The 12,391-nt window shown below is 54.6% G+C and carries 10 protein-coding genes; 8 read left to right on the top strand and 2 right to left on the bottom strand.

The genetic code is table 11. From position 1 onward, the window contains the following. Positions 1–97: 97 nt before the first annotated feature. Positions 98–1,333, bottom strand: a complete 1,236-nt coding sequence (locus JYG33_RS02835; protein WP_222668227.1) for an MFS transporter — start codon at positions 1,331–1,333, stop codon at positions 98–100. Between the two features lie 5 nt (positions 1,334–1,338). Further along, positions 1,339–2,379, bottom strand: coding sequence for a class I SAM-dependent methyltransferase (locus JYG33_RS02830; RefSeq protein ID WP_243430328.1), 1,041 nt, complete (start codon positions 2,377–2,379; stop codon positions 1,339–1,341). A gap of 169 nt (positions 2,380–2,548) precedes the next feature. Here JYG33_RS02830 and JYG33_RS02825 point away from each other — a divergent pair, with 169 nt between their 5' ends. The 8 genes from JYG33_RS02825 to JYG33_RS02790 all read left to right on the top strand — a co-directional run bounded on the left by JYG33_RS02825 (position 2,549) and on the right by JYG33_RS02790 (position 12,365). Beyond that, positions 2,549–3,526, top strand: coding sequence for an AraC family transcriptional regulator (locus tag JYG33_RS02825; protein WP_207874168.1), 978 nt, complete (start codon positions 2,549–2,551; stop codon positions 3,524–3,526). A gap of 314 nt (positions 3,527–3,840) precedes the next feature. After that, positions 3,841–7,008 carry a TonB-dependent receptor gene (locus tag JYG33_RS02820; RefSeq protein WP_207874166.1) on the top strand — a complete coding sequence of 1,056 codons (3,168 nt, stop codon included), beginning with the start codon at positions 3,841–3,843 and terminating at the stop codon, positions 7,006–7,008. Positions 7,009–7,072: 64 nt separating this feature from the next. Continuing rightward, entirely contained in the window at positions 7,073–7,960 is an 888-nt protein-coding gene (locus tag JYG33_RS02815) for a Slam-dependent surface lipoprotein (RefSeq protein WP_207874164.1), read from the top strand. Between the two features lie 109 nt (positions 7,961–8,069). Further along, positions 8,070–9,557: a surface lipoprotein assembly modifier gene (locus JYG33_RS02810; RefSeq protein WP_207874162.1), complete on the top strand. Its 1,488-nt coding sequence runs from the start codon at positions 8,070–8,072 to the stop codon at positions 9,555–9,557. A 344-nt stretch (positions 9,558–9,901) separates the two neighbouring features. Next, entirely contained in the window at positions 9,902–10,504 is a 603-nt protein-coding gene (locus JYG33_RS02805; RefSeq protein WP_042479978.1) for an ATP-dependent Clp protease proteolytic subunit, read from the top strand. A 21-nt stretch (positions 10,505–10,525) separates the two neighbouring features. Next, positions 10,526–11,146 (top strand): glutathione S-transferase, encoded by a 621-nt coding sequence (locus JYG33_RS02800; protein WP_207874160.1) that lies wholly within the window; start codon positions 10,526–10,528, stop codon positions 11,144–11,146. Positions 11,147–11,350: 204 nt separating this feature from the next. Then, positions 11,351–11,776: a DUF2946 family protein gene (locus JYG33_RS02795; RefSeq protein ID WP_207874158.1), complete on the top strand. Its 426-nt coding sequence runs from the start codon at positions 11,351–11,353 to the stop codon at positions 11,774–11,776. Positions 11,777–11,828: 52 nt separating this feature from the next. Continuing rightward, entirely contained in the window at positions 11,829–12,365 is a 537-nt protein-coding gene (locus JYG33_RS02790; protein ID WP_207874157.1) for a DUF1775 domain-containing protein, read from the top strand. Positions 12,366–12,391: the final 26 nt, after the last annotated feature.

Here is a 12,391-nt window from a genome sequence, read left to right as displayed (position 1 = left end):
GACACAATGGCCTTTGAGCTCTAATTTCTATGCAAAACGGAGCAAAAACGATGAACGCCAACGCAAGCCTGATGCGATGGCGTTTTCAGAAGAGGATTTACTGGCTGCGCAGCAAAACTTCGGTGCTGGCACCGACGCTGTGACGCACGCGCCAAGCCAGTACAAAGGCAAACAGAACGCCTAAGGTCAAGACACCCAGCATGACGACCTGCCCAAAGCGATCCAGCAAAATGCCCGCTGCAATCGGGACAGCCATGCGCGCCAAGGTGAAAATGGTCGACTGCAAACCGTAGTCGGAAGCATTGCGCTGTCTACGGGTGAAAAACATGGTCAGGCCGAACAGCAAGGCAGAGACAGCCCCCATGCTGGCAGCAATCAACATGGCACTGCTGATAAGCCAGGCGGGCCCCAGTTTTGCCCAGACCGACACCATCAACAAAATCAAGGACAGCAGCGCCGCCAGCAGATAGATAGGAATGGCTCGTGCCGCGCCCAGGAAGGAAGCCAGACGCCCACCAATCAGGCTGAATATCGCGCCCGTAATACCCCCGGCAATCCCTACGGTCCAGGCCACCTCTTCCAAAGGCATGCCCTGATCCAGCATCAAGGGTTTCAAGTAAAACCAGACTGCGCCGATAAACGGGAAGCTGGTCAGCAGCAGGCTGGTCCATTGCTTGGCGCCTTCCTGCCCAAAGAAGCTGACCCAATCTGCCACAAAGCCGGGCGGTGTCTGCTCCGTTTCAGCCGCTTGCAAACCGGCCTTGGAACGCAGAAAAGCAAAAGGCAGGCAGCCTATCACCAGGCCCAAACCCATCAAGGCAAACGGCGCTTGCCAGCCCCATCGTGCTTGCACCAGCACCATCACGCCAGCACCCACAATCGCCCCCAGGAACAAGGCCGCAGAACGAATACTGCCTGCCCGCAACTGCTCTTCACGCGGCAAATACTGAACCGCCAAGGCATTCAGGGGAATATCCATCCAGGTAGCGACGATGCTGATCGCAAAGGTCAGTGCGAAGAGCGTGGCGCGCTGATCGATCAGGTTTTCACGACCGATACCCACATACAAAGCCAGCAAGAGCACCGCCATCAACCACAGCCAATGCACAAAATGCCCGCCTCCCAGGCGAACACGCTGCACCGGCATGGCCAGCACCAATTTGAAAATGGCGGGCAAAGCCGCCAACTGGAACAAGCCGATCTCGGTGCCGGACCAGCCATGCTGACGCATCACCAAAGGCATGCCCAACATCAGGTAAATACTGGGGACGGCCAGCACCAGATTCATCCAGCCAAACAGCAACTGTGCCCCCCACGCTTTCCACGTCTTCATTCTCATCACCCTTTGCACGCTTTGCGCGCAATCAATGCAGTGACGGGCGCAACCGGAAAGCGCACCTCATCAAACTGCTGAACCTCATCAAATCCAGCTTGTTCCAGTAACCGAGCCAACTGCCCTTCCGGCAGCACCTGGCGACCTTGCATGCGCATATGCAGGTAGTAATGCAAAATCCGTTTGGCCTTGCTGACCTCGGTATGCACTTCGGCGTGACAGCACACCAGCACACCACCGGGGCGCAAGGCGCGATACAGGCGAGCCAGCAAAGCAGGAATGTCCGGCACAAAATGCAGCACAGAGGAGCACCAGATCAGGTCATAACCCGAGCCAAAATCGTCCACCAGCAAATCCCCCGCCATGGTGCTTAAACGTGTCTCCAGGCCCGCGTCCAGAATTCGTTGCTGAGCCACGGCTGCCGCCGCTTCGTACTCAAAGACCACAGCATGTAAATCGTGCTGTTGCTGTGCCAAGGCAATGGCGACCAGACCTGGGCCACCACCCAGATCCAGCAATCGCTGCGCCTGCCAGAACTCTGGCACCGCCCCAAAAATCTCACAGGCCACATTCGCTGTTACTGCGCTTTGCTCTTGGGCAATTTGCGCACGTGCTGCTGCCGCCCAGCCTTGTTGAACCAGTTTCGGGTCTGCCGGAGGCGACTTGCCATTGCGTACCAACTCATCCAACTGAAGGCCCACCTGCCGCAGCACGCCGTGCCTAAACAGCAAGGCATCACCACAATATTCCGCCGAGTTGGGATTGAAATAACGGGCCGATTTAGGCAGGCTGCGATAGCGTCGCGGACAGGTCCACTGACACTCCAGCAACTCCAGGCTCCAGAGCAATTCCAGCAAGTAGCTGGTGTTGTCTGCATCCCACTTGAGCACCTGCGCAAGTTCTTCAGCAGCGATAAACTGATCCAGATGTGCAAACACGCCGTGCTCCAACGCCAGGTTCAAGGCATCTGCACTCAAGCCTGCCAACTGCGCGTCCCAACAGGCTTGCAGAGCATGCGACTCCAGCAATTGCTCTGACAAAACCACCTCTCTAAGCGATCGATCCAGCACTGTTTTCTACCTCCGTAAATTCCACAATGGCCCTTCCCTCTGCCATGACAGCTAGAAATGATATATATTTAATGAGAATTATTTGCATTAAGATCTATGCTGAACGGAGCAATTCATATGCGAGGCGCTTTTAGCAGGAGAAATGATGAGTACGCGCAAATTTGGCTATCGCTTAACCACGGATGAACCCAGGTCATGCCGCGCTTTGAGCGATGGCCGAGTCCGGCTGCAATTACCCGAGGAACTGGGCCACTGCTATTCCGAATGCGTGGAACTGGAACAAGGCTTTTTATTGGGCCGTTTGCACTATCACCCCAGCCGAACGCTGGTTGAAGAAAGTAACGGCCCCCATGCGGGCCGTGTCATTGTGGTGACCGTGGGTCTGCAAGGACAGTCGGCCTATCAGGGTCGGGAGAGTTCAGATCTGCTATTTAAAGCGGGCCACACCACGGTGACCGCATTCCGTTCCCTGCGTGGGGAACGCCACTATCAGGAGGATGAATCCGTGTCGCAACTGCGACTGGTGATTAGCGAAGCAGCCTTGAACAAATACGTCGGTCCCGAACGTGCTACCCATTTGCTCGATTGCGTGGGACTGCATCGCCTGTCTTTTCAGGCCAGCAGTCAGGCCACGATGGCCCATGCGGCCGCACTGGCACGGTATATGCAGCCATGCAGCCCGGAGCAGCCGATTCATAATCACAGGCTGAACCTGCAAATCCATGCGCTCAGTTTGCTAGCCGAGCAATTCAACCGTCTGGCTCCACCCAACGCCGCCAAAGGCGCCCCCTTGTCTGTGGATGACATCCAGCGGGTAGAACAGGCGCGCAATCTGCTCAGCTCGCAACTGGATCAGCAAATTACTGTGGAGTATCTGGCGACGACGGTAGGCATTAACGAACACAAGCTTAAAGAAGGCTTCCGTTATCTGTACGACAACACGCCTATCGGTTTGCTGCTGGAGCTGCGTATGCGCAAGGCCTATACGCTGCTGGAATCTGGTCAACAAGTCGCCCAGGCTGCCTGGCAAGTCGGCTACAAATACCCCAATAATTTCTCCGTTGCCTTTACGCGGTACTTTGGTCGCTCGCCCAAATCCATCTTTGGCAACAAACGCGCTTAAGCCTTTGTATTTGCGCTGTTTTCGGCCCCTTCCCACCTAGGGGCCTACCCTTCTTCAAGGGCCGCTCCCTGCGGCCCCTTCCAGAAAAGTTCCCCTTTTGCTTTGACAAATTCCTACTAGTGCGGCCGTTTTCAGGTCCTGCATAGGAATTGCTCCGTCCCGCATATCAATCTAAGTGATAATTATTCGCATTAATGTCAATAATATCCCCGTGCCTTTCCTCACCTTTTGAGACAAGTGGTGAGCAAAACACAAAAACGGGATTCTTTCCCCGACAGATTGTCATCTTCTTGCATGGAGCCTTGGTTCGTTTTATGTCCGTCACCCTTTCACCCCTACACAAAAAACATGCGCTCAAGCCGCTGGTGTATGCCCTGATTCTGGCCTCCTGGGCCGGGCAGACACAGGCTCAAAGCGTGGGCAGCGCCCCGCCCTCCTCCCGTCAGGACGAGAGCCAGGAAGACACGGACCGAGCCACTCGTCTGGACACTATTACCGTCGTCCGCGAAACCCGCGATGAGGCGGGTAAGGCCGATGTATTCGAGAAAGACGTCTCCAATGTGTACGCAGGCAAAGAAGAAATCGAGCTGTACAAGGGCAGCTCCGTGGGGGACTTGTTCAAGGGTTTGAACGGTGTCTATGCGGGGGACTCGCGCAATAGCGGCGCGCTGGACCCGAACATTCGCGGTATCCAGGGTGAAGGCCGTATCCCGCTGACGATTGACGGAACGGAACAGGCCACATCAGTCTGGCTGGGACCGGCGGGGGTCGCCAATCGCAACTATGTTGATCCCAACATGATCAGCAGCATTCTGGTGGAAAAAGGCGTGTCGGCGACGTCGGGAGCCAGCGGGATTGGCGGATCGGTGCAGATCCGTACGCTGCAGGTGGAGGATATTGTTAAACCGGGTGAGACCTTCGGGATTGAGCTGAAGGCGGAAACGGCGACGAATTCGACCAAGCCGAATGAGCGCTCGTTTGGAGTGTTCGGTAAAGACTACCGAGACATCCCTGGCGCGGTATTTGATAAGGGTGGTACCAACGGCGTCATTCTGCCGGGGTCCGTTTCGCCAGAGCGTATGCCTAAAGAAGGCAATGGCGGCAAGAACTTCAACTTCGAAGACCACTCCTACCGCCTGGCAATCGCGACCAAACAAGAGAACTTTGATCTGCTGGCTGCATACAGCTACCGCAGTCGCGGCAACTATTACAGCGGTAAAAAGGGTAGCGAGAAATACGAGCACGACTCGTGGCAGGAAGATGCCAAGAACGATAAAAGGCCGGGCTTCTCATCCCCAAGCATCAGCTACATCGCCAAATACTTCCGCCCCGGTGAAGAGGTCCTCAATACCTCCAGTGAATTGGAAACCACGCTGCTGAAAGGCACATTGCGCCTACCTCACGATCAAGCCATTGATATGAGCTACATGCGCAGCAACCATACCTTTGGTGAGAGTGTGCCTTGGAACGTGGTCTGGGCCGTGCATGCGCTGGATGGTCAGGGCGAAAAAAAGGTTCTGCAAAACGAGAACCCCTATAGCAAGGTCAAACAAGACACCTGGAATCTGAACTACTCCTGGAACCCCGAAGGCAACCGTTTCATCAACCTGAAAGCGGGCGCCTGGATTACCCAAAGCGACAGTGCACGCCATCAGAACGGCGACGTTATCTATGGCACTCAAGGCGACGGGTGGAATGGTCGGGATAACGCGTGGGATGACTATACGGATTGCCACGTCCTGGGCAGAGATCTACCCATGTGTGCCAACGTCCCTACGACTCCACCCGATAAAGAGTCCAATGCGGATGGCCGTTTCAACATTGTGCCTCGCGCCTTGCAAATTACCGACCACCGTCGTACAGGTTTGAACCTGAGCAATGAAATGGCCTTACACCCCACCCTGGACTTGAGCCTGCAGGCAGACTTTACGCGTGAAAAGCTCAAGCAACATGATGCTTCGGAAAAGCTCGCGCACCTGACTGAACTGAACTGGGGCATAAACCATATGGGGCCGCGTTCGGGCACCCGCCAACAATGGAACTTTGGTTTTAATTTTGATTGGCGCCCTATTGACTGGCTGCAGGTGAATGCAGGCGCTCGTTACAGCGATTACTGGTCGTATGACGACAAACTGGCCGAGATGCGTAGTCAGCAACATAAGGATTGGGCTATTCAACCTGCGCTCAAAGGCTACAACTATCAAATCCAACGATTGATGACCGATCAAGAAGTAACGGCCTACAACGATCAAATCATTCAGGAGCTCACTCCTCGCTATGAGAAATACAAGCGGAATTGGGAGTTTCTTAACAGCATAGATCCTAGTTATGTCGACGGTCCGCTGAAATCAGCTGAAGAATATATGGGATTCAGACTGGATGCCGGAAAAATTGATGGCTATCGCTACATTGACGAATCTGTTTTTGTCCCGTCAGGCCAAACTCATACAGGATTCACGGCTAATAATCCATTTACCAATGGCGAAATTGACGCGAGCGAGAAAGTTACCAACGCCCAAGGTCAAACGGGGTCAGTCGACAAATACATCACCTCAACAAATAACCGGAAACCTGTCTATCAAGACAAAACTGAAATTGCCAATAAATGGGAAGAACCCAAAAAACAAAAGGATCATGCATGGGTTCCTCATATTGGGCTGACTGCTTTCGTCACAGACGATATCCGTATCTATGCGCGGTACAACGAGTTTGTCCGCTTCCCTAGCCTGTTTGAATCCTCCATGGCAATGGCAGGCAGCAGCAAAAGCTCCACAGGTGTCGCAGTTAGCCCGGAGCATGCCTACAACTGGGAAATTGGTTATGCACACAACCTGAGCGGCTACTTTCCCAGCCTGGACTACGCAGACATCAGGGTCAACTACTTCAATAACCGCATCAAAGACTATATAGACCGAGACTGGGACTTCAATATCGTGCAGTTTGCCGAGAAAAAAATGTCCGGCATTGAACTGCAAGCTCGGGTGGATAGCGGCAAATACTTTGCCAACTTTGGTGGTACGTACCGCCTGAAACAACAACTGTGCGACCACGACTACGCACAAACTTTTAATCCCATTCCTGGAGCGCCTGGTAGTCGCAGCATGCCTGGCTGCGTAGACGGTGGCTTCCCTCGCACTTTTGCCAGAACCAGCCTGCAACCTCAGTACTCATTGAATCTGGATGTGGGTGCTCGTCTCCTTGAAAAGAAACTATTGCTAGGCGCACGCGCCGTTTATCACAGCGCAGCCAAAAACAAAGATGAGGGTGCCTTTGGATCTATGGGCTGGGCCTATAACCGAGCCAACTACTGGAACCCGATCCTGGTCTTTGATGCCTACGCCAGCTATCAGGTGCAAAAGAACCTGAATGTAGACGTGGCAATCAGCAACCTAACCAATCAGTACTACCTGGACCCCATGGCCCGTACCTCTATTCCGGCCCCTGGACGAACGGTGCGCGTCGGCATGACAGCACGTTTTTAAGTTAATCAGTTTTTTTGGTCGTTTTTGTAAAAACGCCCTTTTTCTTCACTTAATGGAGTTCGTAATGAAAGCAAGTCTGAATGTACAAAAACTGGCTATTGTTTCGGCTTTCCTGCTGGCCTCCGCCAGCAGCTTCGCCGCCCCCGTCGCAGGTGGCGCTTCCAAAGGTTTTGTCGTTGCTGACAAACCCTCCACGATGATGGCTATCGGCGAAGCAGGCATCTCCATGCCCGGCACCGATCCCTACACTGCGAACCCAGCCGATCAGTCGGGTGTGGTCAGCTTCAAAAGCGGCCCCATTTGGCAGACAAATCAGGTGCTAGGCAATACAGACGGCCATGGTTACATTGAAATGCCTGCTGGCACAAAAATCTCGGAAACTTGGCGTCACACTATTAGCAGCGGTACTGGTGCAGGCACGCAAGTCTACGCTTATCGTCAAATGAACAACCCTCTGCCTGGCTACCCACATTTCGGTGGTGAAGTCGTCGCCAAGGTCCCTGGCAAAGACGTGTATTTTGGTGAGTGGGCTCCGCGCGTCGCTAACCCTAGCCAAGGCAGCAGCACCGACTTGAACATGAACAGCGCTGATCGCACCGTGTTTTACACGGGCGAGAACCCCACCACTGCCATGCCCAACTTGGTTAACGTGAAATACGACGTTGTGGGTATTACCAAGTACAACCCCGGCACACAGGGCGGTATCTCTACTGGCGTCCTGACCGCCAATTACGGTGGTGGCAGCGGCACACTGTCTGGTGCTGTTGGTAGCGTTCTCTTTGATGACGCGACCATTTACTCAAACGGTACATTCGCTCAAGACTTTGACGACGCTTCGAAGATTCGTGGTCAATTTTACGGGGCAGCGGCAGACGCCCTGGCAGGTATCTACTACGACTCCATCAACGGTGCTCGTGACATGGCTTTCGGTGGCGCAAAGCAGCAGCCCTAAGCTGACAACACCCTAGTGTTGCCATAAGAAAAGGGGGATCGACACGCTCGATCCCCTTTCTCTCCGGACCCTGCGTCCATCTCCCCTTTTTCTTGCAAGGTTTTCATTCATGCATGGGCGAGCCCTTCCCCTTTTGTGCCTGCTGCTGGCCATGGCATCCAGCGCGGTGCAAGCCAACGACGACGATACGCGCCGACTTCTGAATCAAATCGACCGCAATCTGAACGAACGCGAACGCTCCCATTTAGTGGAAGAAACCCCGCCCGATGTAGACCCGTCGGCCCTGATCACCATCAACGGCACAACCTATAGCGTCGATGCCACGCTGACTGATCTGGAACCGGCCATTTATGTCGCCATCAATCTGCAGCAGTGGGCCAAGGTGGATCAGTTTGTAGAAAAGTATCAGGAGCTGCCCGGCCACAATCCTGCTTTGGTGCTGATGGCTCAAGGGATGGTGGCCCGTAGCAAGGATAATCACAGCCTGGCTATCAGCAAGCTGCGCCAGGCTCAAGCCAGTGATCCGAACATGATGCGCGCCAAGCTGGAGCTGGCCCGCGTGCTGTTCGAGGACTATCAATCCAGCGAAGCCAAAGAACTGTTCAGCCAGATTTCCTCTGCCGGGATTCCAGAAGAAGTACGGCCCGTGATTGAAGGTTTCCAGGGTGCTTTGCAGGACCGCAATGCCTGGCACGGTTCAGCCTCGATTGGCCTGGGCTACAACAGCAATATCAACAAAGAAAACGGCCAGGAAGACACCTTTTTCACCTGCTATTTCTTTGGGTGCTTTCCGTCGGTGCGCAAAATGCCGGACCCGGTCAAATCCACAGCCATGGTCTATGACCTGACCTTGAACCGGCGTTTCCAGCTAAGCGGCAACCACAATCTGCTGCTGCGCGGCCTGAGCTACGGCAACCTGTACGACAAGCATAAGGAAGCCGAGCCCAATAATATTTATTACAGCGACAACACCAGCATTATTTATGCAGGCTACAACTATCAGGACGCGAAAAACGATCTGTCGATTACACCCCTGTTCGAGAACAATTACACCAACCGTCGCACCAGCTATCAGTCCTGGGGCGGGCGCGTGGACTGGAAGCACAATCTTAGCGACAGGCTGCAAGTGGGCGTGAATGCGCAACACAAGAGCCTGTCCTACAAAGGTGATTTACGGCAGTACTTTGAAGGCGTCAAAGAGAACCAGATAGGCTTGTACGGCTCGTATCTGATTGACGCCAAAACCGTGGTTTACGGAGGACTGAATTACACCCGTAATCTTCAGTCTCAACAAACAGCACAAAGCCGCAGTTATATGGCGAACCTGGGAATGTACAGAGCCTTTGATGCGGGCTTCAACATCAACGCCACGGCACTGTACCGACAGACTCGTCACGATGCCGAAGACTTGTTCTTGGGCGGGCTGCGCAAGGATCGCCAGCAGATTTATATCCTGAACGTGGGCATGCCACGCTTCGCGTTCCAAGGCATTACGCCCAATCTGTATGTGAAGCACACCTTCAACAACAGCAATATCGACTGGGCCTTCAAGTACAAGCAAACCGAAGTCGCGCTGAAGCTGGAAAAGCGCTTTTAAGACAGGGCTCCCATAACACTGGCGCAGTTCTGTGCGATGGCTCAACGCCCGGCCATTCCTTGTGGATCAACCCATCCTGTGAAGCCGATCCGGGAGGCAGGACTATAAGGTCTTGTTCGCCCGATCAAGCACCAAACAAGCATGAGACTATGACGAACATGCAGGGCAAACCACCCTGCTGTTGATTGGTCGGCCTGCTCTGAACGCTATTGTTCGCCACCAGGCCGGACAAAAAAAACCACAAAAATTGCCAAGTGAAAGCCCGGTTGACCATCAGCCGGGATATAGTCGAGCAATCGATTTTCCTTAGCAGACAGAACACTTATCCCTTGGAGTCTTTCCCCATGCTTGGCCAAGAAAAAGAAACTCGCTCTGATACCAGCCCTCAAGACAGCGCCTTTCTGGAAGAAAAAGCCTTCCGCGCCCGTACTGTGCTGGTCTTTGGCACCATCACGGATAAGCTCGCCTCGGAAACCGTGCGCAAGCTGCTGGCGCTGGATGCCGAATCCACCGCCCCCATCACCATGATTGTGTCCTCCCCCGGTGGCCACCTGGAATCGGGCGATGCCATCCATGATGTGGTGCGTTTTATTTCCTCGCCCGTCACTATGGTCGGTACCGGTTGGGTTGGCAGTGCTGCCACCCACCTGTTCCTGGGTGCAGCCCGCGAACGCCGCGTGTGCCTGCCACAAACCCGCTTTCTGATTCACCAGCCCAGCGGTGGCGCAGGTGGTCAGGCCAGCGATATGGCCATTCAAGCCCAGGAAATCATGAAAGCGCGCGAACGTATCGCCCAGGTGATTGCCCGTGAAACCGGCCAGCCTATCGAGCGTGTGCGTGACGATATCGAGCGCGACAAATGGATGGGTGCCGAGGAAGCCATTGAATATGGCCTGATCTCGCGCATTATCGAACGCCGTGACGAACTGCTGCCCGCCAGCAAGTAAATATCACCTGAGAGCCCCATCATGCTGACTATTCTTGGCAGAGAATCCTCCATCAATGTGCGCAAAGTCATGTGGACCTGCGCGGAGCTGAATCTGGAGTTTGAGCGGCAGGATTGGGGCATGGGTTTCAAGGACGTGAACACGGACGAGTTCCGTGCGCTGAACCCCAACGCCAAAATCCCCGTCCTGCTGGATGGGGATCGCGTGCTGTGGGAGTCCCATACCATTGTGCGTTATCTGGCTAATCGCCAAGCACCCACCGCCTTGTATCCGCAAGATGCCTGGCAACGAGCCAAAGTGGATCAATGGCTGGACTGGCAGGCGTCCGAGCTGAACCCGACCTGGACTTATGCGTTTTGGAGTTTGGTTCGTCAATCGCCCAAGCATCAGGATGCGGCACAGGTTCAGGCCTCCTTGGCAGCCTGGACGCAGGTAATGTCCGTTCTGGACAAGCACTTGGCGCAGACCCCCGCTTATGCAGCCGGATCAGAGTTCAGCCTGGCCGATATTATTCTGGGCCTGTCCATCCACCGCTGGTTGAATACGCCGTTTGATCGCCCAGTACTCAAGGCGACTGAAGACTACTACCACCGCCTGGCCTCACGGCCTGCTTTTGTAAAGCAATGCGCCGGTTTTCCCTAAGCACTGCTTTGCCTTGCCTGACCAAAGCCGCCTGCCATGTTCGCGGCTTTTTTTATGCGTGACTGAACATGGGGACGCTTAACGCCCTACTGACAAAAACGGCGACGGCAAACCATCCAAATCCAAATTCACTTAAAGTTTGGCGCCAGATAACTGGCAAGCCCCTCATCAGTCAGCCGCCGGTTTTGTAATATACTTTTCCGCATGCGCGCCCTGGGTCCCCGTTTCGTTTTACGCGAAATCCGAGTTTGGCAACTTCTGTTTTGCCTGGCTCTGCTGGCCTACGTCTGTCGCGCCATCGTACCGGCGGGCTATATGCCTACCCGCTCTGCACAAGACAATGGTTTTGCCATTACCTTCTGTACTGCGGGCAATTCAGCAAATACGCTCTGGATTGATCTGATCGGCCAGGATGGTCAAGCGGATTCCAATACCCATCACACGCAGCAGGACTGCCCCTTTGGCATCGCGGCTTCTCCCGCTTTATTGCCAACGCTGGATGCACCTGTTCTGATCAGCCTGATTACGTATCGACCGGTTTTACTGGTCGAAAGCAATCAAACCCGGCCACCGCTACCCGCACAAGGCCCACCTTTAGGGTCACGCGCCCCACCCGTATCCCTCGCTTGATATATCCCCGTCCTTTGACGGTCTTTCTTTTTCTATCTAGCCGAGGTTTTTCATGTCGATTTCTTCTACGTCTTCCCGTGCCATTCTGGGCATGGCTGCTGTGCTGTTCGCGTCTTCCGCTGTTGCTCACGTTTCCCTGCAAACCAAGCAAGCGTCAGTAGGCAGCAGCTACAAGGCTGTTCTATCCGTGCCGCATGGCTGCAAAGGCTCTGCCACGACCAAAATCCGCGTCCGTGTTCCCGAAGGGGTGGTCGGTGTGAAACCACAACCCAAAGCAGGCTGGACACTGGAAACCGTCAAAGGTGACTACAAACAGGCTTACACCCGTTGGGGCGCCAAGGTCAGCTCTGGCGTTCAGGAAGTCGTCTGGGCTGGCGGCCCCTTGCAGGACGAACACTACGACGAGTTCGTGTTCATCAGCTACCTGGCCGATGAACTCAAGCCCAATAGCACGCTCTACTTCCCGGTCGTTCAGGAATGTGAGCAAGGCGTAGAACGCTGGATTGATCAGGCAGCTCCTGGCACCAAGGAAGCAGCCGACCACTCCGACGCCCCCGCTCCTGCCCTGCAACTGCTGCCCAAGCCCTAATACACCGGCGGCTGATGCGCATAAGT

The organism is Alcaligenes sp. SORT26, assembly GCF_017377875.1.
GTDB lineage: Bacteria > Pseudomonadota > Gammaproteobacteria > Burkholderiales > Burkholderiaceae_B > Alcaligenes > Alcaligenes parafaecalis.
Note: the sequence above shows the minus strand (reverse complement) of the source record. Positions and strands in the feature narration are given on the sequence as shown.

Excerpts from the sequence above, each read along its gene's own strand:
- JYG33_RS02825 (WP_207874168.1), top strand. The coding sequence starts at position 2,549 with ATGAGTACGCGCAAATTTGGCTATCGCTTAACCACGGATGAACCCAGG.
- JYG33_RS02805 (WP_042479978.1), top strand. The coding sequence starts at position 9,902 with ATGCTTGGCCAAGAAAAAGAAACTCGCTCTGATACCAGCCCTCAAGAC.
- JYG33_RS02815 (WP_207874164.1), top strand. The coding sequence starts at position 7,073 with ATGAAAGCAAGTCTGAATGTACAAAAACTGGCTATTGTTTCGGCTTTC.
- JYG33_RS02795 (WP_207874158.1), top strand. The coding sequence starts at position 11,351 with ATGCGCGCCCTGGGTCCCCGTTTCGTTTTACGCGAAATCCGAGTTTGG.
- JYG33_RS02835 (WP_222668227.1), bottom strand. The coding sequence starts at position 1,333 with ATGAAGACGTGGAAAGCGTGGGGGGCACAGTTGCTGTTTGGCTGGATG.
- JYG33_RS02790 (WP_207874157.1), top strand. The coding sequence starts at position 11,829 with ATGTCGATTTCTTCTACGTCTTCCCGTGCCATTCTGGGCATGGCTGCT.
- JYG33_RS02820 (WP_207874166.1), top strand. The coding sequence starts at position 3,841 with ATGTCCGTCACCCTTTCACCCCTACACAAAAAACATGCGCTCAAGCCG.
- JYG33_RS02800 (WP_207874160.1), top strand. The coding sequence starts at position 10,526 with ATGCTGACTATTCTTGGCAGAGAATCCTCCATCAATGTGCGCAAAGTC.
- JYG33_RS02810 (WP_207874162.1), top strand. The coding sequence starts at position 8,070 with ATGCATGGGCGAGCCCTTCCCCTTTTGTGCCTGCTGCTGGCCATGGCA.